Below are 24,523 nucleotides of genomic sequence, written 5' to 3'. Positions count from 1 at the left end.
TTCATGGCTAACATTCCAACGATTTCTTTCGACGCCATCATCATTGGTGGTGGCGGTGCGGGCATGCGCGCAGCGCTGCAACTGGCACAAGGCGGCCACAAGACTGCCGTGATCACCAAGGTGTTCCCGACCCGTTCGCACACTGTGTCGGCACAGGGCGGCATCACCTGCGCCATCGCGTCGGCCGACCCGAACGATGACTGGCGCTGGCACATGTACGATACCGTCAAGGGTTCCGACTACATCGGTGACCAGGACGCTATCGAATACATGTGTCAGGAAGGCCCGGCCGCGGTGTTCGAACTGGACCACATGGGTCTGCCGTTCTCCCGTACCGAACAAGGCCGTATCTACCAGCGTCCATTCGGCGGTCAGTCCAAGGATTACGGTAAAGGCGGGCAGGCTGCCCGTACTTGCGCCGCATCCGACCGTACCGGTCACGCGCTGCTGCACACCCTTTATCAGGGCAACCTGAAAGCCGGTACCACGTTCCTGAACGAGTACTACGCTGTCGACCTGGTGAAAAACCAGGAAGGCGAGTTCGTCGGTGTGATCGCGATCTGCATCGAAACCGGCGAAACCACCTACATCCGCGCGAAAGCCACCGTGTTGGCGACCGGCGGTGCGGGCCGTATCTACGCCTCTACCACCAACGCCCTGATCAACACCGGTGACGGCGTCGGCATGGCCCTGCGTGCAGGCGTGCCGGTACAAGACATCGAGATGTGGCAGTTCCACCCGACCGGTATTGCCGGCGCCGGTGTACTGGTGACTGAAGGTTGCCGTGGTGAAGGTGGTTACCTGATCAACAAGCACGGCGAGCGTTTCATGGAGCGTTATGCTCCTAACGCGAAAGACCTGGCAGGTCGCGACGTGGTTGCCCGTTCGATGGTTAAAGAGATCATCGCTGGCAACGGTTGTGGTCCGAATGGCGACCACGTGATGCTCAAGCTCGACCACCTGGGCGAGGAAGTGTTGCACAGCCGTCTGCCTGGTATCTGCGAACTGTCCAAGACTTTCGCTCACGTTGACCCGGTGGTTGCTCCGGTTCCGGTTGTTCCGACTTGCCACTACATGATGGGCGGCGTTGCCACCAACATCCATGGCCAGGCGATCACCCAGGACGCCGAAGGCGTAGACACCATCATCCCTGGCCTGTTCGCTGTAGGCGAAGTGGCTTGCGTATCGGTTCACGGTGCCAACCGCCTGGGCGGCAACTCGCTGCTCGACCTGGTGGTCTTCGGCCGTGCTGCCGGCCTGCACCTGGAAAAGGCGCTGACCGACGGCATCGAATACGACGACGCCACCGAAGCCGATATCGAAGCGGCCCTGGCGCGCCTGAACGCATTGAACAACCGTACCGATGGCGAAGATGTGGCCACCCTGCGTCGCGAGCTGCAAAGCTGCATGCAGAACTACTTCGGCGTGTTCCGTACTGGCGAATACATGCAGAAGGGTATTGCCCAGCTGGCCGATCTGCGCAAGCGCATCGCCAACGTCAAGATCAACGACAAGTCGCAGGCGTTCAACACGGCGCGTATCGAAGCGCTGGAACTGCAAAACCTGCTGGAAGTGGCTGAAGCTACCGCCATCGCTGCCGAAGTACGTAAAGAGTCCCGCGGTGCTCACGCCCGTGAAGACTTCGAAGACCGTGACGACGAAAACTGGCTGTGCCACACCCTGTTCTTCCCGGGTGAGAAGCGCGTTGCCAAGCGTGCCGTGAACTTCTCGCCGAAGACAGTTCCGACGTTTGAACCCAAGATTCGGACTTACTAAGGGTGGCCGCCATGTTGCAAGTCAGTGTTTATCGTTACAACCCTGATCAGGACGCTGCGCCGTTCATGCAGGAATTCCAGGTCGATACCGGTGGTAAAGACTTGATGGTGCTGGACGTGCTGGCCCTGATCAAAGAGCAGGACGAAGGTTTCTCCTATCGTCGCTCTTGCCGTGAAGGCGTTTGCGGTTCCGACGGCATGAACATCAACGGCAAGAATGGCCTGGCCTGCGTCACGCCGCTGTCTGCTGTTGTAAAAGGTAACAAGTTGGTCGTTCGTCCTCTGCCAGGTTTGCCGGTTATCCGTGACCTGGTCGTCGATATGAGCATCTTCTACAAGCAATACGAGAAGGTGAAGCCATTCCTGCAGAACGACACGCCGGCTCCGGCCATCGAGCGTCTGCAGTCCCCTGAAGAGCGTGAAAAGCTCGACGGTCTGTACGAGTGCATCCTGTGCGCTTGCTGCTCGACCTCTTGCCCGTCCTTCTGGTGGAACCCGGACAAGTTCCTGGGCCCGGCTGCCCTGCTGCAAGCGTACCGCTTCCTGGCAGACAGCCGCGACACCAAGACGTCCGAGCGTCTGGCTTCGCTGGATGACCCGTTCAGCGTATTCCGCTGCCGCGGGATCATGAACTGCGTCAACGTATGTCCGAAAGGCCTGAACCCGACTAAGGCCATCGGTCACATCCGTAACATGTTGCTCTCGAGCGGCGTGTGATTCAGCTGCTGTACCCGTAGAACCGCTGTACCCGTAGATGCTGCGGCGCAGGCTTCAACCGGCGCCGTAGTTTTAACCTGAGCAGCAGCTCACAAAGCTGCGGCTCTTATTTTGAAGAAATGAGACAAGCAGGGGCATCCGGGCTGGTACCCGGACTATCAGCGTGATCCTAAGTGGCTTGTTTTGGTCGCTGCATTCGGACTTCTGCAAGTTTGCTCGGTGTCGACGCCGGTGGTGTTCCCCTAACCGAGGGTGACCAAGCATGCAAGAAAGCGTGATGCAGCGCATGTGGAACAGCGCCTACCTGTCCGGTAGTAACGCTGCCTATGTGGAAGAGCTCTACGAGCTCTACCTGCACGACCCTAACGCTGTGCCAGAAGAGTGGCGCACCTACTTCCAGAAGTTGCCCGCTGACGGTAACTCTGCCACCGATGTTTCGCACTCCACGATTCGCGATCATTTCGTCTTGCTGGCAAAGAACCAGCGCCGCGCCCAACCGGTTTCCGCCGGCAGCGTGAGCAGTGAGCACGAGAAGAAGCAAGTTGAAGTGCTGCGATTGATCCAGGCCTACCGTATGCGTGGCCACCAGGCAGCCCAGCTTGACCCGCTGGGGCTGTGGCAGCGTCCTGCACCTGCAGACCTGTCGATCAATCATTACGGCTTGACCAATGCCGATCTTGATACGACCTTCCGTGCCGGCGACCTGTTCATCGGCAAAGAGGAAGCGAGCCTACGCGAAATTCACGAAGCGTTGCAGCAGACATATTGCCGCACCATCGGCGCTGAATTCACGCACATCACCGATTCCGTACAGCGCCAGTGGTTCCAGCAGCGTCTGGAAAGCGTGCGTGGCCGTCCGACCTACTCCGCCGACATCAAGGGCCACCTGCTCGAGCGCGTCACCGCCGGCGAAGGCCTGGAAAAATACCTGGGTACCAAATACCCGGGCACCAAGCGTTTCGGCCTGGAAGGCGGCGAGAGCCTGATTCCGATGCTCGACGAGCTGATCCAGCGCTCCGGTTCCTACGGCACCAAGGAAATCGTGATCGGCATGGCCCACCGTGGCCGCCTGAACGTACTGGTCAACACCTTCGGCAAGAACCCGCGCGAGCTGTTCGACGAGTTCGAAGGCAAGAAGAAGGTCGAGCTGGGTTCCGGTGACGTTAAATACCACCAGGGCTTCTCGTCCAACGTCATGACCACCGGCGGTGAAGTTCACCTGGCCATGGCCTTCAACCCGTCCCACCTGGAAATCGTCTCTCCAGTGGTCGAGGGTTCGGTTCGTGCCCGTCAGGACCGTCGTAACGATCCTACCGGTGAGAAGGTTCTGCCGATCTCGATCCACGGTGACGCGGCATTCGCCGGTCAGGGCGTGGTGATGGAAACCTTCCAGATGTCGCAGACCCGCGGTTTCAAGACCGGCGGCACTGTGCACATCGTGATCAACAACCAGGTTGGTTTCACCATCAGCAACCCGCTGGACTCGCGTTCCACCGAGTACGCCACCGACGTCGCGAAAATGATCCAGGCGCCGATCCTCCATGTGAATGGTGATGATCCGGAAGCCGTATTGTTCGTGACCCAGCTGGCCATCGACTACCGCATGCAGTTCAAGCGTGACGTGGTGATCGACCTGGTCTGCTACCGTCGTCGCGGCCACAACGAGGCTGACGAACCAAGCGGCACCCAGCCACTGATGTATCAGCAGATCACCAAGCAGCGCACCACCCGTGAGCTGTATGCCGATCGCCTGACCCAGAGCGGTGTGCTGGACGTTGAGCGTGTTCAGGCGAAAGTCGACGAGTACCGCAACGCGCTGGACAACGGTCTGCACGTAGTGAAAAGCCTGGTCAAGGAGCCGAACAAAGAGTTGTTCGTGGACTGGCGTCCGTATCTGGGCCACGCCTGGACCGCGCGTCACGACACGCGCTTCGACCTGAAGACCTTGCAGGAACTGTCCGCCAAGCTGCTGGAAATTCCAGAAGGTTTCGTGGTTCAGCGCCAGGTTTCGAAAATCTACGAAGACCGTCAGAAAATGCAAGCCGGCGGCCTGCCGATCAACTGGGGTTACGCCGAAACCATGGCGTACGCGACCCTTGCATTCGAAGGTCACCCGATCCGCATGACGGGTCAGGACATCGGTCGCGGTACGTTCTCGCACCGTCACGCCGTGCTGCACAACCAGAAAGACGCGGGGACCTACATCCCGCTGCAAAACCTGTACGACGGCCAGCCACGTTTCGACCTGTACGATTCGTTCCTGTCCGAAGAAGCCGTACTGGCATTCGAATACGGTTACTCGACCACCACGCCTGATGCGCTGGTGATCTGGGAAGCCCAGTTCGGCGACTTTGCCAACGGTGCCCAGGTGGTTATCGACCAGTTCATCACCAGTGGCGAGCACAAGTGGGGCCGTCTTTGCGGTCTGACCATGCTGCTGCCGCACGGTTATGAAGGTCAGGGTCCGGAGCACTCCTCGGCTCGTCTGGAGCGTTACCTGCAGCTGTGCGCCGAGCACAACATTCAGGTAGCGGTACCGACCACGCCAGCCCAGATCTACCACTTGCTGCGTCGTCAGGTGATTCGCCCGCTGCGCAAGCCGTTGATCGTTCTGACTCCGAAGTCGCTGCTGCGCCACAAGCTGGCCATCTCGACGCTGGAAGATCTGGCAGAAGGTTCGTTCCAGACCGTTATCCCGGAAATCGATGCCCTGGACCCGAACAAGGTCGAGCGCGTTGTTCTGTGCAGCGGCAAGGTCTACTACGACCTGCTGGAAAAACGCCGTGCCGAAGGTCGTGACGACATCGCCATCGTGCGTATCGAGCAGCTGTACCCATTCCCTGAGGACGACTTGAAAGAAGTCCTGGCGCCTTACACCAACGTCAAGCATGCCGTGTGGTGTCAGGAAGAGCCGATGAACCAGGGTGCGTGGTACTGCAGCCAACACCACATGCGTCGCAGCATCAGCAACCTCAACAAGTCTCTCGTACTCGAGTACGCGGGCCGTGAGGCTTCTGCTGCACCGGCATGCGGTTACGCATCGATGCACGCTGAGCAGCAGGAAAAACTGCTGCAAGACGCCTTTACTGTTTAACGCCTTCGCGCACCTGAAACCGAATTTAAGGACCACAGATAATGGCTATCGAAATCAAAGCCCCCACTTTCCCGGAATCGGTTGCCGATGGCACCGTTGCCACCTGGCACAAACAGCCGGGCGACGCCGTCAAGCGCGACGAACTGATCGTCGACATCGAAACTGACAAAGTCGTACTGGAAGTGTTGGCGACCGCTGACGGCGTGTTGGGCGCTATCGTCAAGAGCGAAGGCGACACCGTTCTGTCCGACGAAGTGCTGGGCTCGATCGTTGAAGGCGGTGCTGCTGCAGCGCCAGCCGCTGCTGCTCCGGCTGCCGCTGCTCAAGCTGCCGCCCCGGCTGCCGAAGGCGAAGACGATCCTGTTGCTGCACCGGCTGCTCGCAAGCTGGCTGAAGAAAACGGCATCAACATCGCTTCCGTTGCCGGCACGGGCAAAGGCGGTCGCGTGACCAAGGAAGACGTGGTTGCAGCCGTTGCTGCCAAGAAAGCCGCTCCGGCTGCCGCGCCTGCCAAGGCCGCTGCACCTGCCGCTGCTGCTCCGGTGTTCGCTGCTGGCGATCGCATCGAGAAGCGCGTTCCGATGACCCGCGTTCGCGCTACCGTGGCCAAGCGCCTGGTAGAAGCTCAGTCGAACATGGCGATGCTGACCACGTTCAACGAAGTCGACATGACCGAAGTCATGGCCCTGCGTTCGAAGTACAAGGATCTGTTCGAGAAGTCCCACAACGGCGTGCGCCTGGGCTTCATGTCGTTCTTCGTCAAGGCGGCCACCGAAGCGCTGAAACGCTTCCCGGCCGTCAACGCGTCGATCGACGGTGCTGACATCGTTTACCACGGCTACGCTGACGTCGGTGTGGCTGTTTCCAGCGACCGCGGCCTGGTTGTACCGGTTCTGCGTAACGCCGAACTGATGAGCCTGGCTGAAATCGAAGGCGGCATCGCCACTTTCGGCAAGAAAGCCCGTGACGGCAAACTGTCGATGGACGAGATGACCGGCGGTACGTTCACCATCACCAACGGCGGTACTTTCGGTTCGATGATGTCGACCCCGATCGTCAACCCGCCGCAAGCGGCCATCCTGGGCATGCACAACATCATCCAGCGTCCTATGGCCATCAACGGCCAGGTCGTTATCCGTCCGATGATGTACCTGGCACTGTCCTACGATCACCGCCTGATCGATGGCAAAGAAGCTGTAACCTTCCTGGTGACCATCAAGAACCTGCTGGAAGATCCGGCTCGTCTGTTGCTGGATATCTGATAGAAGCAGCGACAAGCTTCAAGTGACAAGCTGCAGGAAAGGGCAGCTTGGCTTGGAGCTTGTGGCTTGAAGCTTTTCGCTCAAGAGGATTTTTTGAATGTCGCAGAAATTTGACGTAGTAGTGATCGGTGCGGGCCCTGGCGGCTACGTGGCTGCCATCAAGGCCGCCCAGCTGGGTCTCACCACTGCCTGCATCGAGAAGTACACCGACAAGGAAGGCAAACTGGCGCTGGGCGGTACCTGCCTGAACGTCGGCTGCATTCCGTCCAAGGCCCTGCTGGACAGCTCGTGGAAATTCCACGAAGCGCAGGACGGCTTCGCGATCCACGGTATCAACCACGCTGGCGTGACCATGGACGTGCCAGCGATGGTCGGCCGCAAGGCCAACATCGTCAAAGGTCTGACCTCCGGCGTTGCGACCCTGTTCAAGGCCAACGGCGTCACTTCGATCCAGGGCCACGGCAAACTGCTGGCTGGCAAGAAAGTCGAAGTCACCAAGCCTGACGGTTCGGTTGAAATCATCGAAGCCGAAAACGTCATCCTGGCCCCAGGTTCGCGTCCGATCGACATTCCACCGGCTCCGGTCGACCAGAATGTCATCGTCGACTCCACCGGCGCCCTGGAATTCCAATCCGTACCTAAACGTCTGGGCGTGATCGGCGCTGGCGTGATCGGTCTGGAACTGGGGTCGGTCTGGTCCCGTCTGGGTGCAGAAGTGACTGTCCTGGAAGCCCTGGACACTTTCCTGATGGCCGCTGACGCAGCCGTTTCCAAGGAAGCGCTGAAAACCCTGACCAAGCAGGGCCTGGACATCAAGCTGGGCGCTCGCGTGACCGGTTCCAAAGTGAACGGCGACGAAGTCGTTGTGAACTACACCGATGCCAACGGCGAACAGAACATTACCTTCGACAAGCTGATCGTAGCCGTTGGTCGCCGTCCGGTGACCACTGATCTGCTGGCTGCCGACTGTGGCGTGACCCTCGACGAGCGCGGTTTCGTGCACGTTGACGATCACTGCGCCACCACCGTACCGGGCGTCTACGCCATCGGTGACGTGGTTCGCGGCATGATGCTGGCGCACAAGGCGTCGGAAGAAGGCATCATGGTTGTCGAGCGCATCAAGGGCCACAAGGCCCAGATGAACTATGACCTGATCCCTTCGGTTATTTATACTCACCCGGAAATCGCGTGGGTCGGTAAAACCGAGCAGGCCTTGAAAGCTGAAGGCGTAGACGTTAACGTCGGCACCTTCCCGTTCGCAGCCTCTGGCCGTGCCATGGCTGCCAACGATACCGGCGGTTTCGTCAAGGTCATCGCAGATGCCAAGACAGACCGCGTATTGGGCGTCCACGTGATTGGCCCAAGCGCTGCAGAACTGGTTCAGCAGGGCGCGATCGGTATGGAATTCGGCACCAGCGCTGAAGATCTGGGCATGATGGTTTTCTCCCATCCGACCCTGTCCGAAGCCTTGCACGAAGCTGCTTTGGCAGTGAATGGCGGCGCCATCCACATCGCCAACCGCAAGAAGCGTTAAGACAATAAGAAACCACGGCGGAATGGCCCGTCGTGAGCCTTGCGTGCAAGACTCACCGCGGAATATCCGCTGGACGCAGCCTTGCATAGCTGCACCGGTTGTCCGGAAAGGCTATGCAAGCAGCAGTCACAGGTGGTGCGGCACTTGAATGAGTGCAGCACCGAATGCGCAGTACCTAACGAAGACGGTAATAAGCATGAATCTTCACGAGTATCAGGGTAAGCAGCTGTTCGCTGAGTACGGCCTGCCAGTATCCACCGGTTACGCGGTAGACACCCCGGAAGCAGCAGCAGAAGCTTGCGACAAAATCGGCGGCAGCGAGTGGGTTGTCAAAGCCCAGGTCCACGCCGGTGGTCGCGGTAAAGCGGGCGGCGTCAAGCTGGTTCGCAGCAAAGAAGACGCCAAAGCCTTCGCACAGCAGTGGCTGGGCAAGCGTCTGGTGACTTACCAGACTGACGCCAATGGTCAGCCAGTCACCAAGATCCTGGTTGAATCGTGCACTGATATCGCTAAAGAGCTGTACCTGGGCGCTGTCGTTGACCGTTCGAGCCGTCGCATCGTGTTCATGGCTTCCACCGAAGGTGGCGTGGACATCGAGAAAATCGCTCACGACACGCCAGAAAAAATTCTGAAAGCCACTATCGATCCACTGGTTGGCGCTCAGCCATTCCAGGGTCGCGAGCTGGCATTCCAGCTGGGTCTGGAAGGCAAGCAGGTTGCTCAGTTCGCCAAGATCTTCGTGGGTCTGGCCAAGCTGTTCAAGGATCACGACCTGGCTCTGCTGGAAGTGAACCCGCTGGTGATCAAGGCTGACGGCGATCTGCACTGCCTGGACGCCAAGATCAACATCGACGCCAACGCCATGTACCGTCAGCCTAAGCTGAAGACTTTCCACGATCCGTCGCAAGACGATCCGCGCGAAGCGCACGCTGCCAAGTTCGAACTGAACTACGTAGCGCTGGAAGGCAACATCGGTTGCATGGTCAACGGTGCTGGCCTGGCCATGGGTACCATGGACATCGTCAACCTGCATGGCGGCAAGCCAGCCAACTTCCTCGACGTGGGCGGCGGTGCTACCAAAGAACGCGTTACCGAAGCGTTCAAGATCATTCTGTCCGACACCAACGTCGCTGCAGTACTGGTTAACATCTTCGGCGGCATCGTTCGTTGCGACATGATTGCCGAAGGCATCATCGGTGCAGTGAAAGAAGTCGGCGTGAAAATCCCGGTTGTTGTTCGCCTTGAAGGCAACAACGCTGAGCTGGGCGCTAAAGTACTGGCAGAAAGCGGTTTGAACATCATCGCTGCTACCAGCCTGACCGACGCTGCTCAACAAGTTGTCAAAGCTGCGGAGGGCAAATAATGAGCGTCCTGATCAATAAAGACACCAAAGTTATCTGCCAGGGTATTACCGGTTCGCAAGGTAGTTTCCACACCCAGCAAGCCATCGAGTACGGCACCAAGATGGTTGGTGGTGTAACTCCAGGCAAAGGCGGCACCGAGCACCTGGGCCTGCCAGTGTTCAACACCGTGAAAGACGCCGTAGCTGCCACTGGCGCCACCGCCAGCGTGATCTACGTTCCGGCTCCTTTCTGCAAGGACTCGATCCTGGAAGCTGCTTTCGGCGGCATCAAGCTGATCGTCTGCATCACCGAAGGCATTCCTACCCTGGACATGCTGGACGCTAAAGTTAAGTGCGACGAGCTGGGTGTTACCCTGATCGGCCCTAACTGCCCAGGCGTGATCACTCCAGGCGAATGCAAGATCGGCATCATGCCAGGTCACATTCACTTGCCAGGCAAGGTCGGTATCGTTTCCCGTTCCGGCACCCTGACCTACGAAGCTGTGAAGCAGACCACTGACGCCGGTTTCGGTCAGTCGACTTGCGTCGGCATCGGCGGTGACCCGATCCCGGGTTCGAACTTCATCGACATCCTGAAGCTGTTCCAGGAAGACCCGAAGACCGAAGCGATCGTCATGATCGGTGAGATCGGCGGTTCGGCTGAAGAAGAAGCGGCTGCCTACATCAAGGCACACGTGACCAAGCCGGTTGTTTCCTACATCGCTGGTGTGACTGCTCCTCCGGGCAAGCGCATGGGCCATGCTGGCGCAATCATCTCTGGCGGCAAAGGCACTGCAGACGAGAAATTCGCTGCGCTGCAAGACGCAGGCGTTAAAACCGTGCGTTCGCTGGCAGACATCGGCAAGGCCCTGGCCGAGCTGACCGGTTGGGCTGTCAAGTAAGCCTCGCGCTTAGCTGACGCTTTACCAAACAAAGGCCACCTTCGGGTGGCCTTTGTCGTTTGGGAGCAGCTGCAAGCTTCAAGCTTGAAACTTGCAGCTTGTGGCTGCTTCTCATACATAAACGCGACACGAAAATGTCGTAGATCGGATAGTTCGCCCTCTAACAGTGCGTTTGTCAGACAAATTCGTTAGGCTAGCCGCCATTTTTGCGTCCGCCGCCCACAAGGCAGCTACGCGCTAAACGGGTCAGTCCCATACGGACCGACTGCATTTCCCTCATCCATAAGGGAAACCCCTCTCTAAATTCCGATTCAGTAGTGTGGTATTTCCTTAATGAAAGTGTTGAAAGGTCAGGACATCCTGGCACTTGGTTTTATGACGTTTGCCCTGTTCGTCGGGGCCGGCAACATCATCTTCCCGCCTATCGTCGGTTTGCAGTCCGGGCCTAACGTCTGGATGGCGGCGCTGGGCTTCCTGGTCACGGCGGTGGGTCTGCCGGTGATCACCGTTGTGGCGCTGGCCAAGGTCGGTGGAGCCATGGATGCGTTGAGCAGCCCGATCGGCAAAGTCGCCGGTGGCCTGCTGGCCGCTGCGTGTTACCTGGCCGTGGGGCCGCTGTTTGCCACGCCGCGTACCGCGACCGTGTCCTTCGAAGTGGGTCTTGCACCGCTGACCGGTGAAAGCCCGCTGGCGCTGTTCCTCTATAGCTCGGTGTATTTCCTGCTGGTGTTCTTCATCTCGCTCTACCCGGGCCGGCTGCTGGATACCGTAGGGCGTTTCCTCGCTCCCCTGAAGATCATCGCCCTGGCCGTACTCGGCATCGCGGCATTCGCCTTGCCGGCCGGTGATATTGGCCAGGCCACGCCTGAATACGTCGCGGCACCTTTCTCCCAGGGTTTCATCAATGGTTACCTGACCATGGATACCCTCGGCGCCCTGGTGTTCGGCATTGTTATCGTCAACGCGATCCGCTCCCGCGGCGTCGAATCGCCGGCGCTGATCACCCGTTACGCGATCATTGCCGGCCTGATCGCCGGCGTGGGCCTGGCGCTGGTATACATCAGCCTGTTCCGCCTCGGTTCGGGCAGCCATGAAGTGGCCGTTGGCGCCACCAACGGTGCGGCGGTGTTGCACGCCTATGTGCAACACACCTTCGGTTCGCTGGGCAGCGGGTTCCTCGCGGTGCTGATTTCCCTGGCCTGCCTGGTCACGGCGGTCGGTCTGACCTGCGCCTGCGCCGAGTACTTCAGCCGTGTACTGCCACTGTCCTACAAGACCCTGGTGATTATCCTGGCCGCGTTTTCCCTGCTGGTGTCCAACCTGGGCCTCACCAAGCTGATTGCGTTCTCGATCCCGGTACTGACCGCGATCTACCCGCCGTGCATCGCCCTGGTGGCCCTGAGCTTCTGTAAGGACTTCTGGCATGAGCAGGGGCGCATCGTCGGTCCGGTGATGCTGGTGTCGTTCATCTTCGGCTTGATCGATGCCCTGAAGGGCGCTGGCCTGGCGGACTGGATGCCGACGCAACTGGCCCACTTGCCATTGAGCGAGCAAGGCCTGGCGTGGCTGGTGCCTTCGGTGATGACGCTGGTGGTCGCCGTGGTTTGCGATCGCTTGCTGGGCAAGCGTGTCGAAGCGTTGGCGTAAGTTTCACAGGCCCGTCACAAGCGGGCCTTTGAGCAACAACAGAAATGCCCCGTATCAATCGATACGGGGCATTTTTTATGGGCAAGAGGCAGTGTCTTTTTCCCTGAACTAACGTCGAAGCACTAACTGTGTGGGAGCGGGCTTGCTCGCGAAGACGGTTTATCATTCAACATAGAGGTTGCCTGGCACTCCGCTTTCGCGAGCAAGCCCGCTCCCACAGGATCTTTGTACATCGCAAACACATCACAAGGACCTGCATGTCGTTCATCCAAGCCAACCTGATCCACATCCTTGCCGCCATCTGGTTCGTCGTCTGCTGGGGCGGTTACACCCGCTATGCGACATGGAAGGGCCGTGACACCGCGTGTCTGGCCAGTGTTCTGCATCTTTACCGAGAAGACTGGATGCGCCGCATGCTGCTGCGCGACAACCGCATCGCCGACGCCAGCGTGATCGGCAACCTGGAGCGCAACGCGTCGTTCTTCGCCTCCAGCACGCTGATTATCCTGGCCGGTATTCTCACGGTGCTCGGGGCGTCCGAAAGGGCGGTGTCGCTGCTGGCGGACATTCCAATGGTGCAACAGGCTTCCCAGGGGATGTCGGAGATCAAGTTGCTGTGCCTGGCGCTGGTGTTCGTCTATGCGTTCTTTACCTTCAGCTGGTGCATGCGTCAGTACAACTTTGCCGCCATTCTGGTGGGCTCGGCGCCCATGGTCGGTGAGCGCCATGTGTCTGAACAGGAGCGCAAGGCTTTTGCCGCCCGGGCGGCGCGTGTCATCTCGATGGCCGCCAACCAGTTCAACTTCGGCCTGCGTTCCTATTACTTCGGCATGACCATGCTGGCCTGGTTCGTCAGCCCGTGGTTGTTCATGTTGATGAGTGCGGGCGTGGTGTTCGTCCTGTATCGGCGCGAGTTCCACTCCGACGTTCTCGACGTGATGGTCTATACCCCTACAGAGGCGCCATTGCCCGAGGTGAATAAAGAGGTCGCTTGATGAGTATTCCGTTCTGGTGTGTGTTGATCAGTGCCGTGCTGATTTACGTGGCGCGCATGCCCGTGACCACGGCCATGAAAGAGCAGGGTGGTTACAATAATCATCTGCCGCGCCAACAGCAGTCACAACTCACGGGTTTTGGCGCCCGTATGGTGGCGGCACATCAGAATAGTTTTGAAGCGTTCATCTTGTTTGCCGTGGGCGTGTTGATGGCGCATACCACGCAGACGGCGGGATGGCTCATCGACTTGCTGGCGATCATCTTCGTGATCTCACGATTGATCTATTTGGTGTGTTACTGGAAAGATCTGGCCTGGCAGCGCAGTCTGGTTTGGCTGGTGGGATTGGTCTGTTCGTTGTTGCTGATGATTAGTCCGACTTTTCGCACAATTTTGCTCTAATGCTGACGAAACAAATCAAATGACAGACAAAAGAAAACCCGCACTTGGCGGGCTTTCTTTATCACGCTAAAAACTGTTTCAGTTTTTAGGTGCTTCTTTTGCAGCTGCTTCGTTCGATTCAGCCTGAGCTTTGGCAGCTTCGGCGTTTTCTTTCGCTGCGTCGTTCACTTTATCCTGAGCTTTGCTCATATCTTGCTGAGCTTGCTCAGCATGTTTGTTAGCTTCTTGAGCTTTGTCCTCGGATTTTTTATCGCAGGCAGCGAGACCGAGGGAAGCGGTCAACATCAAGGCAATAGCTAAAGTCTTACGCATGGGGTGTTTCTCCTTATGGAAAATATCTACTGGCCTTTCGAGCACGCCCCTGCAGGTTAAGTTCCTCAAATCGTTCAGATATATAAGTTTGTTCTAACACGGAACTTTTACCTGGACCGCTACTGCACTTTAAGAATGTTTAATAAGAGTTGTTATCAAATGGCCGAGAACCCCGTTTTTGAGCGTGCAATACGTTTTTTATCTGCGCTGCGACATTGTCAGGTCCTTGGTTTGCGAGTTCACACTGCCAGCAGTGAAGGGCTGACGGTGGTGCTGCCTTATAGCCCGCAGATCGTTGGCAACCCGCAAACCGGTGTGATTCATGGTGGCGCACTGACCACGCTGATGGACACCGCCTGTGGCATGTCCACGCTCTGCGTGCTGCCGGAATTCGAAGTCTGCCCGACCCTCGACCTGCGCATCGACTACATGCACGCCGCCGAGCCGCACAAGGATGTCTACGGTTTCGCCCAATGCTACCGGGTGACCACCGACGTAATCTTTGCCCGCGGCTTTGCCTACCAGGACGATCCCGAACAGCCCATTGCCCATGTCGTGGGTACCTTCATGCGCATGGGCAAGGGCATCAAAGGCACCAAGGGCTTTGGTGGTGCGATCGCCGGAGGTGCGAAATGACTGACACGTTTCAGGAACAACTCAGGCAGGCCCATGAGCAGGGTGACTACAGTTCGCTGCTACAACTGATTCCCTACGCCATGCTGATCGGCGTCGAGTGCTCGCGGGTGGGGGATGAATTGCTGTTTCGTCTGCCAGCGAACAAGGACAACATTGGCAATCCCTTGTTGCCCGCTATCCATGGCGGCGTGATTGCCGGTTTCATGGAGCTGTCTGCCGCGCTGCACCTGCTGGTGGCTACCGGCTCTCCGGGCGTGCCGAAGATCATCGACTTTTCCCTCGATTACCTGCGTGCCGGCCAGTTCCGCGATACCTGGGCCCGATGCCAGGTGTGCCGCCAGGGACGCCGTGTGGCGAACGTAGCGATCACGGCGTGGCAAAGCACCGAAGGCGAGCCCATTGCCACGGCCCGGGCGCATTTCAAACTGGAGGAGCCCTTGAAATCCTGAACGGAGCCCCCAACTCTGATGACAACCCGCCGCAGACCCTCTTGGTCGCGGCTTATGCCATCTGATTGGAGTTTGATGACCATGAGTGTGGAAACTCAAAAGGAAACCCTGGGCTTCCAGACCGAGGTAAAGCAGCTGCTGCACCTCATGATCCATTCGCTGTATTCCAACAAGGAAATTTTCCTTCGCGAACTGATCTCGAACGCCTCTGACGCTGTAGACAAACTACGTTTCGAAGCGCTGTCCAAGCCAGAATTGCTGGAAGGCGGCGCCGAACTGAAAATCCGTGTGAGCTTCGACAAGGACGCCAAGACCGTCACGCTCGAAGACAACGGCATCGGCATGAGCCGTGAAGATGTGATCACCCACCTGGGGACCATCGCCAAGTCCGGCACCGCCGACTTCATGAAAAACCTGTCGGGCGATCAGAAGAAAGACTCGCACCTGATTGGTCAGTTCGGCGTCGGTTTTTACTCCGCATTCATCGTCGCCGACAAAGTCGACGTGTTCAGCCGTCGTGCCGGCAGCCCGGCCAGCGAAGGCGTGCACTGGTCGTCCAGGGGTGAGGGCGAGTTTGAAGTCGCTACCATCGACAAGGACGAGCGCGGCACCCGCATCGTGCTGCACCTGAAATCCGGTGAAGACGAGTTCGCCGACGGCTGGCGCCTGCGCAACATCATCAAGAAGTATTCCGACCACATCGCCTTGCCGATCGAATTGCCGAAAGAAGCGGCAGCCGTCGAAGGCGAGGAAAAAACAGCCGTTGAATGGGAAACCGTCAACCGCGCCAGCGCCCTGTGGACCCGCCCTCGCACTGAAGTGAAGGACGAGGAATACCAGGAGTTCTACAAGCACATCGCCCACGACTTCGAAAACCCGCTGAGCTGGAGCCACAACAAGGTCGAAGGCAAGCTGGAATACAGCTCGCTGCTCTACGTGCCGGCCCGTGCGCCGTTCGACCTGTACCAGCGTGAAGCGCCGAAAGGCCTGAAGCTGTACGTGCAGCGCGTGTTCGTGATGGACCAGGCCGAGTCGTTCCTGCCGTTGTACCTGCGCTTCATCAAGGGCGTGGTCGACTCCAACGACCTGTCGCTGAACGTGTCGCGGGAAATCCTGCAGAAAGACCCGATCATCGACTCCATGAAGTCGGCGCTGACCAAGCGCGTCCTGGACATGCTGGAGAAACTGGCGAAAAACGAGCCTGAGCAATACAAGGGCTTCTGGAAGAATTTCGGCCAGGTCATGAAAGAAGGCCCGGCAGAAGACTTCGCCAACAAGGAAAAAATCGCTGGCCTGCTGCGCTTCGCATCGACCAACGGTGATGAAGGTGAGCAGGTTGTCGGCCTGGCCGATTACCTGGCTCGCGCCAAGGAAGGTCAGGACAAGATTTACTACCTGACCGGCGAAACCTACGCGCAAGTCAAAAACAGCCCGCACCTGGAAGTCTTCCGCAAGAAAGGCATCGAAGTGCTGCTGCTGACCGATCGTATCGACGAGTGGCTGATGAGCTACCTCAGCGACTTCGACGGCAAGAGCTTCGTCGACGTGGCGCGCGGTGACCTGGACCTGGGCAACCTGGACTCGGAAGAGGACAAGAAAGCCGCGGAAGAAGTCGCCAAGTCCAAGGAAGGTCTGGTCGAGCGCCTGAAGGCTGCACTGGGCGAATCCGTGGCTGAAGTCCGGGTTTCCCATCGCCTGACCGATTCGCCGGCGATCCTGGCGATCGGCGAGCAGGACCTGGGCCTGCAAATGCGTCAGATCCTTGAAGCCAGCGGCCAGAAGGTTCCGGATTCGAAGCCGATCTTCGAATTCAACCCGGCTCACCCGCTGATCGAGAAGCTCGACAACGAGCAGAGCGACGAGCGTTTCGGCGACCTGTCGCACATCCTCTTCGATCAGGCGGCCCTGGCGGCCGGCGACAGTTTGAAAGACCCGGCGGCCTACGTGCGTCGGCTGAACAAGCTGTTGGTTGAACTGTCGGTTTAACCGCGTTGTAGAAAAACCCGCTTCGGCGGGTTTTTTCATTCTGGTGTTTAAAATCAGGAGTCAGAAATGAGCCAAATCACTGTACGTTCCGTTGCCTACCAGATTGATGGCCAGCCGTACGAAAGCCGCCTGGCTTTCGACGCCGAGCATAAAGGTGCGCGCCCGGGCCTGTTGATGGCGCCGAACTGGATGGGCGTCGGCGCCGGTGCCGAGGACATTGCCAAGTCGGTGGCAGCCAAGGGCTACGTGGTGCTGATCGCGGATATCTATGGCCAATCGGTGCGTCCGCAGAACAACGACGAGGCGGGCGCGGCAATGATGCCGCTGAAGAATGACCGAGGCTTGCTGCGCAAACGCATGCAGGTGGCGTTCGAGCAATTGCAACAGCAGGGCGAGGCGGCGGTCGATACTTCCAAACTGGCGACTTTCGGTTTCTGCTTCGGCGGATGCTGCGCGCTGGAGTTTGCCCGGACCGGTGCGCCGGTGAAAGCGGCGGTTTCGTTCCACGGCACGCTCGATACCCCGGACGTCAATGACGCGAAGAACATCAAGGGCTCGGTACTGGTGTTGCACGGCGCTTCCGACCCGTTGGTGCCGAAAGAGCAATTGCCGGCCTTCGAAGATGAAATGAATGCCGCCGGTGTGGATTGGCAACTGCTGAGCTACGGCGGGGCTTTCCATTCGTTCACCGACCCGCATGCCAAGGTGCCGGGGATGATGATGTACGACGCGAAGATTGCCGCCCGGGCATTCACCTCGATGCACAATCTGCTGGATGAAGTGTTCAGGGGCTGATTGCTTTTTTCGATCCTGAATCCGTCGGTGAGTTTACCGGCCTCTTCGCGAGCAAGCCCGCTCCCACAGGTTTGCGGTGATCCTTGTGGGAGCGGGCTTGCTCGCGAAGGCGGTGTTACTGGCAAAGAAAAATTTAAGGCAGCTCGATCCGCTCAACTTCCCCCGGCACCGTCGGCCAATCCCCGGCCGCCCAGCGTCGGCGCGCTTCATCGATCAATGCCGGATCGCTCGCCACAAAATTCCAGTTGATCCGACGCGGACCGTCCAGCGGCGCGCCGCCAAACAGCACTGCGTGACAATCGCTCTCGGCGAACAACGTCATCTCTGCACCGACGGGCAGCACCACCAGCGAATACGGTTCAATCGGTTCGCCATCCAGTTGCACTTCTCCGCTCAACACATACAGCGCGCGTTCTTCATGCTCGGTAGGGATCAGCAACGTCGTCGCCGTTTGCAGGTGCAGTTCGGCATACAGCGTAGGAGAAAGCACCGGAACCGGTGATTCCAGGCAAAACCCTGACCCTGCAATCATGCGGATCTTCACGCCCAGGTTTTCGCTGACCGGCAGTGTCGACGCAGGGTGGTGGCTGTAATGGCCCGGACCGTGCTCACGGTCCTTGGGCGAGGCCAGCCAGATCTGCAAGCCGTGCATCGTGAAGCCGCTTTCTTTCAGGGCTTGGGGCGTGCGCTCGACGTGGGCGATGGCGCTGCCGGCGGTCATCCAGCTGACATCCCCGGCGTTGACTACCTGATCGGAGCCGAGGCTGTCCTTGTGCTGGAGCTGGCCTTCAAAAAGGTAGGTGAGCGTCGACAGGCCAATGTGCGGATGCTGGCGAATATTCATGCCTTCTCCCGCGGCGTAGCGGGTTTGCAGCATGTGGTCGAAAAATACGAAGGGCCCGACATTGCGGCATTTAGCGGATGGCAACGGGCGAAGAATCGGCTGCCCTTCGACATCTTCGGCGCGGGGGCGGATCACGAGTGGCGTGTTCATGGTGCGTTCCAGGCTGAGCGGGTGACGCGTGGAGCATAACCCGCTTGCGCAACCGTTGCCGCTATTGGCTGAACGCACCTTCGCTGAGATGGGTTTCGATGCTGACTTCGCTGGTGGTCATCAGCTTGTGAATGGGGCAGCGGTCAGCCACGCGGTGCAGTTCGTCACGCTGGGCGTCGGTAAGCACGCCTTTGAGCGTCAGTTTGACGTGGAGCGCGTATTTACCTTTCTGCTCTTCACTGTTATCGCGCTTGACCTCCACGCCGACACCGGTCAACGGGATGTTTTTCTTCCTGGCATACAGTTTCAGGGTCAGGGCTTTGCAGGCGCCCAGTGCGGCGTCAAAGTAATCGTGAGGTTCCGGTGCGGAGCCTTCGCCGCCCGCGGATACAGGCACATCGGCGAAGAGTTCGTGATCATCGATCTGCACGCTGTGACGAAAACCTTCGGCGGAAACGGTATTGACGGTAACGGTCATGGGAGCCTCGCTGGCAGTGGGAAACGTCATTTGATCAAAAAAGACCTCGCAGTTATAGAGCATTCCCCCTGTGGCGCGTTCCACTTTTTGGCGGAATGACAGGCGAAAAAAAGCCCCGCATGGGCGGGGCGTTTTCGTGTACTGGCGGATCAGCTGCCTTTGACAGTCTTGCCGTTGACCTTGCCGTCAAGGAGCATGATGTTGTACTCCTTGCCGTCGGTTTCGACCTGTTGCAGGCGGACCAGCAGGTAGTCCCAGTCCTTGGCGAACCACAGCACGGTAATGCGTTTGCTTTGTGTCGGGTCGCGAACGCGCTCGACCTTGATCGCTTCGATCTGGCCAGCCTTGGTGTCGACTTTTTCCGACCCCAGCACGCGGAAGTCATAGGTATCGACTTCGCCATCATCGACCACCTGATAGCTCATGCTTTTCTTGCCGGCGGCGACGTCATGCTGAAGCGCAAGCTGGTAGGTGGATTTGTCGACCATGCCGCGATTGAGCGGGATGTTGACCGCGTCGCCACGGTCGGTGCCGGTGACCTTCTTGGCGGCCCAGTCGAAGTCCAGGTCGGCCTTTTTGGCTTTGCCCAGGCCACCTCGTTCGAAGTGATAGGACTGAGGCAGCAGCGTGTCCTTGTCGACGGTCAGGGTGCTTTCTTCGGACAGGCTGGCGATCATCATCGAAGCCTTGAAGCTGAGCTTCCAGACACCGTTGGCTTCCTTGGTCAGGCTGCGCTCGGCGGTGCCGCTCATGGGCAACTGTTTCCAGTCGGCGGTGTAGCTGGCGGAGAAAGGTTGAAGGTCTGCAGCCTGCGCAAAGGGCAAGGCGAGCAGAGCGCAAGCGAAGAGCAAGGCGCGACGCATAAAATCTCCTAGGTTCGAATCAAGTGGCCGCTGGCCGCGAGTAACTGTCCATCCAGTAAAGCACCTTGCTCGCCTAGCGATAGCCGGCCTTCGGCAAACCAGCGGACGGCCATCGGGTAGATCAGGTGCTCTTGAACGTGAACCCGCTGCGCCAGACTCTGCGGCGAGTCGTGCAACTCTACCGGTATTACTGCCTGTACGACCAGTGGTCCGCCATCGAGTTCCTCGGTGACGAAGTGCACGGAGCAGCCGTGTTCCGCGTCGCCGGCCTCCAGCGCGCGCTGATGAGTGTGTAACCCTTTGTATTTGGGCAGCAGCGAGGGATGGATGTTGAGCAGGCGGCCCTGGTAATGACGCACGAAGTCAGCGCTGAGAATGCGCATGAAACCGGCCAGTACCACGAGTTTGGGGTTGAAGGCGTCGATCAGTTCGATCAGCGCGGCGTCGAAGGCCTCGCGGCCATCGAATGCCTTGTGATCCAGGGTGCGGGTGTCGATACCCGCGTCCCTGGCGCGTTGCAGGCCGAAGGCGTCGGCGCGGTTGGAAATCACCGCAGCGATGCGGACCGGGCTGTCGCCGGTCCGCGTGCTGTCGATCAAGGCCTGCAAGTTACTGCCGGTGCCGGACAACAGCACCACCACATCACAGGTCTGGGACATCAATGAGCCTTGAGGTTCTTCAGTTCGACCTGGGCCGCGCCTTCGGCAGCGGTGGAGATCTGACCGATGACCCAAGGCTGCTCGCCAGCTTCGCGCAGAACGTTCAGGGCGGTTTCAACGTGCTCCTGAGCCACGCAGATGACCATGCCTACGCCGCAGTTCAGCACGCGGTGCATTTCGTTCTCGTCGACGTTGCCTTTCTCTTGCAGCCAGTCGAACACCGCCGGGCGGGTCCAGCTCGCCACGTCAACCACGGCTTGTGCGCCTTTTGGCAATACGCGCGGGATGTTGTCCAGCAGGCCGCCACCGGTGATGTGGGCCATGGCCTTGACGGCGCCGGTTTCCTTGATCAGCTTGAGCAGCGGCTTCACGTAGATGCGGGTCGGGGCCATCAGCAGGTCGGTCAGCGGCTTGCCGTCGAGCTGGGTGTTTTCGATGTCGGCACCGGAGACTTCAATGATCTTGCGGATCAGCGAGTAACCGTTGGAGTGCGGGCCGGAAGACGGCAGGGCGAGCAGGGCATCGCCGGTTGCGACTTTGGAGCCGTCGATGATTTCGGCTTTTTCTACGACACCGACGCAGAAGCCGGCCAGGTCGTAGTCTTCGCCTTCGTACATGCCAGGCATTTCAGCGGTTTCGCCGCCGACCAGGGAGCAGCCGGACAGCTCGCAGCCTGCGCCGATGCCGGTCACGACCTGGGTCGCGGTTTCGACGTTCAGTTTGCCGGTGGCGTAGTAGTCGAGGAAGAACAGCGGCTCGGCGCCGCACACCACCAGGTCGTTGACGCACATGGCAACCAGGTCGATGCCGATGCTGTCGTGCTTGTTCAGGTTCAGGGCCAGGCGCAGCTTGGTGCCGACGCCGTCAGTACCGGAAACCAGCACGGGCTGCTTGTAGCCGGCCGGGATTTCGCAGAGGGCGCCGAAACCGCCCAGGCCGCCCATGACTTCCGGGCGCGCAGTGCGCTTGGCGACGCTCTTGATGCGTTCGACCAATGCTTCACCGGCGTCGATGTCTACACCGGCGTCCTTGTAGCTCAGGGAGGGTTGCTTGCTCATGATCCAGGCCTTTAGGGGGGATTCAGGGGTAACGACCGAGTTCAGCGGGGCCGCCGAAATCGACGAGGGCGATTGCCTCACGCGAATTTCGAAGGGCCAGGCTGTTGCCGGTCTGCGAAGGCGCGCGATTTTATCAGGCTTGAAGGGCAGCGGCCATCCTCAGGCCGACGGCAGGGGCATATCGACTTAAAAAAACCGTAATAACTGCACGTGGGTGGCATCCTTCAGGCCTGCGCAAGGTATCGCCATTAAGCGTCTATCGTTAGGACAGTGCGAAAACTTAACCCAGGACGTGTGAATGTTTTGCGCCGGGCAAGGGTCACAGTCTTGCTCGAACGTCTTCATGCGGTCTGTTCCAGCCGCTCTTGTCGTCAGGAATCTTCCATGCGTTTTTGTAAATTCTTGTTTGTGGGCTGTTTGTCACTGTTCAGCCTGACCGGTCATGCCGAAACGGTCAAAGGCCTTTACCAGGTGCGCGAACCGGTGAGCGGCCAATCGCCGCAAGAGCGCGATCAGGCGACCCTGCGCGCCCTCGACACGCTGGTCTTGCGTCTGACCGGCGATCCCAAGGCGGCGCAAAGCCCGGGGCTGGAGGCGATCCGAAAAGACCCGCAGCAAATTATCAGTCAGTACGGCTTTGAGGCGGGGCCCCCGGAAGTACTGAAAGTCGATTTCGATCCGGGCACCACCGCACAGGCGTTACGTCGGGCCGGGCTGGCCATGTGGAGTGCCAATCGGCCTTCAATCCTGGGTTGGTGGTTGAACGACTACGCCGATGGTTCGAGCCTTGTGGGAGATGGCCAGCCCGGTGCGGTGCCGCTGCGGCGTGCGGCGCAACATCGTGGCTTGCCGTTGCGCTTGCCGTTGGCGGATCTGAACGAACAGATCGTCGGTACTGCACCGAATCTGGAAAGCGCGGATCCCACGCCCCTGCGCAACGCATCGGAACGTTACAATGCCGACGCCTTGCTGGCGGTGCATGCCCGTGAAGAGGGGGGGCAGTGGCAAGCCAAGTGGCATTTGTGGCTGGGGGATCAGAAAGAGGCGGGCAGCGCCCAGGGTGCCGATCAAGCGGCACTGGCAGACGCGGTCATGCTGGCGGTCAATGAGCGCCTGGCGCCGCGGTTCGTCGCCAAACCCGGGGCGTCGACGCCTCAGTTGCTGGAAGTGCAGGGCATGAACCTTGAGCGTTATGCGACCCTTGGGCGTTTGCTGGAACCGTTCAACGGCCGTCCGCAAAGTGTCGATGGCGACCGGATTCTTTATCGGGTCAATGGCAGCACCGATCAGTTGCGGGCGCAGTTGTCGCTGGCGAAGTTGCAGGAAGTTGCAGCGGGCGCTGCCCCTGTAGCGCCTGTTCCTGCTGCCGCCGACGGCGCTTCGGCACCGGCCGTGGCAGCGGCCCCGGCCCCGACACCGCAGCTACGTTTCCGCTGGTAGATTTTCTTTCTTTATATAGAAGCAATGGAGTGGTTCATGGCCGATACGCGGCGTTGGTTCTGGTTGGGTGGAGTGATCCTGCTCTGCGCGTTTGTCTGGCTGTTGCATCCGATTCTGACGCCGTTCCTGGTGGCGTTGCTGTTGGCTTATCTGTTCGACCCCTTGGTCGATCGCCTGGAGAAGGCCGGGCTGTCACGCACCCTGGGTGTGGTGGCGGTGTTCGCCTTGTTCACCCTGATCTTCACCACATTGCTGCTGGTGTTGGTGCCGATGCTCGCCAAGCAGTTGTTTCGTTTATATGAGCTGGCGCCACAGATGCTCGATTGGTTGCAGCACACCGCGTTGCCCTGGGCGCAGTCCAAGTTCGGCCTGTCGGAGGGTTTCTGGAAGTTCGACAAACTCAAGGCCGCCATCAGCGAGCACATGGGGCAGACCACCGACATTGTCGGGGTGGTGCTCAGTCAGGCCACCGCATCCGGCCTGGCGCTGATTGGCTGGCTGGCGAATCTGGTGCTGATACCGGTGGTGAGTTTCTACTTGCTGCGGGACTGGGACCTGATGATGGCCAAGATTCGCAGCCTGCTGCCCCGGGATCGCGAAGAGCGCGTGGTGATGCTGGCCGGTGAATGCCATGAAGTACTCGGGGCGTTTGTGCGTGGCCAGCTGTTGGTGATGGTGGCGCTGGGCGTGATCTACGCTGCGGGACTGATGCTGGTGGGGCTGGAGTTGGGCCTGCTGATCGGGCTGATTGCCGGCCTGGCGGCGATTGTGCCGTACATGGGGTTTGTCATCGGGATTGGCGCCGCGTTGATTGCCGGTCTGTTCCAGTTCGGTGGTGATCTGTATCCCATGGTCGGGATTGTCGCGGTGTTCATGGTCGGGCAAGCGCTGGAGGGCATGGTGCTGACGCCATTGCTGGTCGGCGATCGCATCGGTTTGCACCCGGTGGCGGTGATCTTCGCGATCCTGGCCGGTGGTGAGCTATTCGGGTTTACCGGCATCCTGCTGGCGCTGCCGGTGGCGGCGGTGATCATGGTGCTGGTGCGTCATGTGCATGATTTGTATAAGGATTCGGATATATACAGTGGCGTGGACGAGCCAGAGTTGTAGCTTGGCCCAGGGGGCGGCCCGGATGGATGCCGGGCTGATGCCCTTACCGCCAAAGAAACTGTCATAAAACCGGG

Annotated in this window: 22 protein-coding genes; 16 read left to right on the top strand and 6 right to left on the bottom strand. The window is 59.2% G+C overall.

Going from position 1 to position 24,523, the window contains the following annotated elements; translation table 11 throughout:
- Window positions 1–3 precede the first annotated feature (3 nt).
- The 10 genes from sdhA to F8N66_RS24955 all read left to right on the top strand — a co-directional run bounded on the left by sdhA (window position 4) and on the right by F8N66_RS24955 (window position 13,669).
- Window positions 4–1,776, top strand: coding sequence for a succinate dehydrogenase flavoprotein subunit (gene sdhA, locus F8N66_RS25005; RefSeq protein ID WP_150772698.1), 1,773 nt, complete (start codon window positions 4–6; stop codon window positions 1,774–1,776).
- Between the two features lie 11 nt (window positions 1,777–1,787).
- The gene (locus tag F8N66_RS25000; RefSeq protein WP_150772697.1) at window positions 1,788–2,492 is read left to right on the top strand and encodes a succinate dehydrogenase iron-sulfur subunit; all 705 of its coding nucleotides are present in this window, start codon (window positions 1,788–1,790) and stop codon (window positions 2,490–2,492) included.
- A gap of 262 nt (window positions 2,493–2,754) precedes the next feature.
- On the top strand, window positions 2,755–5,586 hold the full coding sequence (locus F8N66_RS24995) for a 2-oxoglutarate dehydrogenase E1 component (RefSeq protein ID WP_150772696.1): 2,832 nt from the start codon (window positions 2,755–2,757) through the stop codon (window positions 5,584–5,586).
- A 41-nt stretch (window positions 5,587–5,627) separates the two neighbouring features.
- The gene (gene odhB / locus F8N66_RS24990) at window positions 5,628–6,848 is read left to right on the top strand and encodes a 2-oxoglutarate dehydrogenase complex dihydrolipoyllysine-residue succinyltransferase (RefSeq protein ID WP_150772695.1); all 1,221 of its coding nucleotides are present in this window, start codon (window positions 5,628–5,630) and stop codon (window positions 6,846–6,848) included.
- Window positions 6,849–6,945: 97 nt separating this feature from the next.
- Window positions 6,946–8,382, top strand: a complete 1,437-nt coding sequence (gene lpdA / locus F8N66_RS24985) for a dihydrolipoyl dehydrogenase (protein WP_150772694.1) — start codon at window positions 6,946–6,948, stop codon at window positions 8,380–8,382.
- A 196-nt stretch (window positions 8,383–8,578) separates the two neighbouring features.
- Entirely contained in the window at window positions 8,579–9,745 is a 1,167-nt protein-coding gene (gene sucC / locus F8N66_RS24980) for an ADP-forming succinate--CoA ligase subunit beta (RefSeq protein ID WP_007919879.1), read from the top strand.
- On the top strand, window positions 9,745–10,626 hold the full coding sequence (gene sucD / locus F8N66_RS24975) for a succinate--CoA ligase subunit alpha (RefSeq protein ID WP_003223019.1): 882 nt from the start codon (window positions 9,745–9,747) through the stop codon (window positions 10,624–10,626). The genes sucC and sucD overlap by 1 nt, the downstream gene beginning before the upstream one ends.
- Before the next feature lie 333 nt (window positions 10,627–10,959).
- Window positions 10,960–12,273 (top strand): branched-chain amino acid transport system II carrier protein, encoded by a 1,314-nt coding sequence (gene brnQ / locus F8N66_RS24970; protein WP_150772693.1) that lies wholly within the window; start codon window positions 10,960–10,962, stop codon window positions 12,271–12,273.
- Window positions 12,274–12,530: 257 nt separating this feature from the next.
- Window positions 12,531–13,268: a DUF599 domain-containing protein gene (locus F8N66_RS24960; protein WP_150772692.1), complete on the top strand. Its 738-nt coding sequence runs from the start codon at window positions 12,531–12,533 to the stop codon at window positions 13,266–13,268.
- On the top strand, window positions 13,268–13,669 hold the full coding sequence (locus F8N66_RS24955) for an MAPEG family protein (protein ID WP_150772691.1): 402 nt from the start codon (window positions 13,268–13,270) through the stop codon (window positions 13,667–13,669). Before F8N66_RS24960 ends, F8N66_RS24955 begins: the two co-directional genes overlap by 1 nt.
- Before the next feature lie 78 nt (window positions 13,670–13,747).
- Here the strand turns inward: F8N66_RS24955 and F8N66_RS24950 are convergent, their stop codons facing one another.
- Window positions 13,748–13,981 carry a hypothetical protein gene (locus tag F8N66_RS24950; protein ID WP_150772690.1) on the bottom strand — a complete coding sequence of 78 codons (234 nt, stop codon included), beginning with the start codon at window positions 13,979–13,981 and terminating at the stop codon, window positions 13,748–13,750.
- 159 nt (window positions 13,982–14,140) lie between these two features.
- Between F8N66_RS24950 and F8N66_RS24945 the strand changes: the two genes are divergently transcribed.
- The 4 genes from F8N66_RS24945 (at window position 14,141) to F8N66_RS24930 (ending at window position 17,847) form a co-directional block, all read left to right on the top strand.
- On the top strand, window positions 14,141–14,617 hold the full coding sequence (locus tag F8N66_RS24945; RefSeq protein ID WP_150772689.1) for a PaaI family thioesterase: 477 nt from the start codon (window positions 14,141–14,143) through the stop codon (window positions 14,615–14,617).
- Window positions 14,614–15,066 carry a PaaI family thioesterase gene (locus tag F8N66_RS24940; protein WP_150772688.1) on the top strand — a complete coding sequence of 151 codons (453 nt, stop codon included), beginning with the start codon at window positions 14,614–14,616 and terminating at the stop codon, window positions 15,064–15,066. Before F8N66_RS24945 ends, F8N66_RS24940 begins: the two co-directional genes overlap by 4 nt.
- A gap of 81 nt (window positions 15,067–15,147) precedes the next feature.
- Complete coding sequence (gene htpG / locus F8N66_RS24935; protein ID WP_150772687.1) at window positions 15,148–17,052, top strand: molecular chaperone HtpG; 1,905 nt, start codon at window positions 15,148–15,150, stop codon at window positions 17,050–17,052.
- Window positions 17,053–17,118: 66 nt separating this feature from the next.
- Window positions 17,119–17,847 carry a dienelactone hydrolase family protein gene (locus tag F8N66_RS24930; protein WP_150772686.1) on the top strand — a complete coding sequence of 243 codons (729 nt, stop codon included), beginning with the start codon at window positions 17,119–17,121 and terminating at the stop codon, window positions 17,845–17,847.
- A 133-nt stretch (window positions 17,848–17,980) separates the two neighbouring features.
- Here the strand turns inward: F8N66_RS24930 and F8N66_RS24925 are convergent, their stop codons facing one another.
- From F8N66_RS24925 to purM, 5 genes are all read right to left on the bottom strand, one after another.
- Entirely contained in the window at window positions 17,981–18,841 is an 861-nt protein-coding gene (locus F8N66_RS24925) for a pirin family protein (RefSeq protein ID WP_150772685.1), read from the bottom strand.
- Between the two features lie 61 nt (window positions 18,842–18,902).
- Window positions 18,903–19,319, bottom strand: coding sequence for an OsmC family protein (locus F8N66_RS24920; protein ID WP_150772684.1), 417 nt, complete (start codon window positions 19,317–19,319; stop codon window positions 18,903–18,905).
- A 149-nt stretch (window positions 19,320–19,468) separates the two neighbouring features.
- On the bottom strand, window positions 19,469–20,182 hold the full coding sequence (locus F8N66_RS24915; RefSeq protein ID WP_150772683.1) for a DUF3108 domain-containing protein: 714 nt from the start codon (window positions 20,180–20,182) through the stop codon (window positions 19,469–19,471).
- Between the two features lie 8 nt (window positions 20,183–20,190).
- On the bottom strand, window positions 20,191–20,841 hold the full coding sequence (gene purN, locus F8N66_RS24910; RefSeq protein ID WP_150772682.1) for a phosphoribosylglycinamide formyltransferase: 651 nt from the start codon (window positions 20,839–20,841) through the stop codon (window positions 20,191–20,193).
- A complete protein-coding gene (gene purM, locus F8N66_RS24905; RefSeq protein WP_150772681.1) occupies window positions 20,841–21,899 on the bottom strand; it encodes a phosphoribosylformylglycinamidine cyclo-ligase in 1,059 nt (352 codons plus the stop codon). Before purM ends, purN begins: the two co-directional genes overlap by 1 nt.
- A gap of 384 nt (window positions 21,900–22,283) precedes the next feature.
- Between purM and F8N66_RS24900 the strand changes: the two genes are divergently transcribed.
- Window positions 22,284–23,339 carry a DUF2066 domain-containing protein gene (locus tag F8N66_RS24900; protein WP_150772680.1) on the top strand — a complete coding sequence of 352 codons (1,056 nt, stop codon included), beginning with the start codon at window positions 22,284–22,286 and terminating at the stop codon, window positions 23,337–23,339.
- A 36-nt stretch (window positions 23,340–23,375) separates the two neighbouring features.
- Complete coding sequence (locus F8N66_RS24895) at window positions 23,376–24,449, top strand: AI-2E family transporter (protein WP_150772679.1); 1,074 nt, start codon at window positions 23,376–23,378, stop codon at window positions 24,447–24,449.
- The last annotated feature ends 74 nt before the right edge of the window (window positions 24,450–24,523 follow it).

Source organism: Pseudomonas fluorescens, from assembly GCF_902498195.1.
Classification (GTDB): domain Bacteria; phylum Pseudomonadota; class Gammaproteobacteria; order Pseudomonadales; family Pseudomonadaceae; genus Aquipseudomonas; species Aquipseudomonas fluorescens_BU.
Note: the sequence above shows the minus strand (reverse complement) of the source record. Positions and strands in the feature narration are given on the sequence as shown.

Bases quoted from the DNA above. Each gene is read 5' to 3' on its own strand.
- sdhA (WP_150772698.1), top strand. From the start codon at position 4: ATGGCTAACATTCCAACGATTTCTTTCGACGCCATCATCATTGGTGGT.
- F8N66_RS25000 (WP_150772697.1), top strand. From the start codon at position 1,788: ATGTTGCAAGTCAGTGTTTATCGTTACAACCCTGATCAGGACGCTGCG.
- F8N66_RS24995 (WP_150772696.1), top strand. From the start codon at position 2,755: ATGCAAGAAAGCGTGATGCAGCGCATGTGGAACAGCGCCTACCTGTCC.
- odhB (WP_150772695.1), top strand. From the start codon at position 5,628: ATGGCTATCGAAATCAAAGCCCCCACTTTCCCGGAATCGGTTGCCGAT.
- lpdA (WP_150772694.1), top strand. From the start codon at position 6,946: ATGTCGCAGAAATTTGACGTAGTAGTGATCGGTGCGGGCCCTGGCGGC.
- sucC (WP_007919879.1), top strand. From the start codon at position 8,579: ATGAATCTTCACGAGTATCAGGGTAAGCAGCTGTTCGCTGAGTACGGC.
- sucD (WP_003223019.1), top strand. From the start codon at position 9,745: ATGAGCGTCCTGATCAATAAAGACACCAAAGTTATCTGCCAGGGTATT.
- brnQ (WP_150772693.1), top strand. From the start codon at position 10,960: ATGAAAGTGTTGAAAGGTCAGGACATCCTGGCACTTGGTTTTATGACG.
- F8N66_RS24960 (WP_150772692.1), top strand. From the start codon at position 12,531: ATGTCGTTCATCCAAGCCAACCTGATCCACATCCTTGCCGCCATCTGG.
- F8N66_RS24955 (WP_150772691.1), top strand. From the start codon at position 13,268: ATGAGTATTCCGTTCTGGTGTGTGTTGATCAGTGCCGTGCTGATTTAC.
- F8N66_RS24950 (WP_150772690.1), bottom strand. From the start codon at position 13,981: ATGCGTAAGACTTTAGCTATTGCCTTGATGTTGACCGCTTCCCTCGGT.
- F8N66_RS24945 (WP_150772689.1), top strand. From the start codon at position 14,141: ATGGCCGAGAACCCCGTTTTTGAGCGTGCAATACGTTTTTTATCTGCG.
- F8N66_RS24940 (WP_150772688.1), top strand. From the start codon at position 14,614: ATGACTGACACGTTTCAGGAACAACTCAGGCAGGCCCATGAGCAGGGT.
- htpG (WP_150772687.1), top strand. From the start codon at position 15,148: ATGAGTGTGGAAACTCAAAAGGAAACCCTGGGCTTCCAGACCGAGGTA.
- F8N66_RS24930 (WP_150772686.1), top strand. From the start codon at position 17,119: ATGAGCCAAATCACTGTACGTTCCGTTGCCTACCAGATTGATGGCCAG.
- F8N66_RS24925 (WP_150772685.1), bottom strand. From the start codon at position 18,841: ATGAACACGCCACTCGTGATCCGCCCCCGCGCCGAAGATGTCGAAGGG.
- F8N66_RS24920 (WP_150772684.1), bottom strand. From the start codon at position 19,319: ATGACCGTTACCGTCAATACCGTTTCCGCCGAAGGTTTTCGTCACAGC.
- F8N66_RS24915 (WP_150772683.1), bottom strand. From the start codon at position 20,182: ATGCGTCGCGCCTTGCTCTTCGCTTGCGCTCTGCTCGCCTTGCCCTTT.
- purN (WP_150772682.1), bottom strand. From the start codon at position 20,841: ATGTCCCAGACCTGTGATGTGGTGGTGCTGTTGTCCGGCACCGGCAGT.
- purM (WP_150772681.1), bottom strand. From the start codon at position 21,899: ATGAGCAAGCAACCCTCCCTGAGCTACAAGGACGCCGGTGTAGACATC.
- F8N66_RS24900 (WP_150772680.1), top strand. From the start codon at position 22,284: ATGCGTTTTTGTAAATTCTTGTTTGTGGGCTGTTTGTCACTGTTCAGC.
- F8N66_RS24895 (WP_150772679.1), top strand. From the start codon at position 23,376: ATGGCCGATACGCGGCGTTGGTTCTGGTTGGGTGGAGTGATCCTGCTC.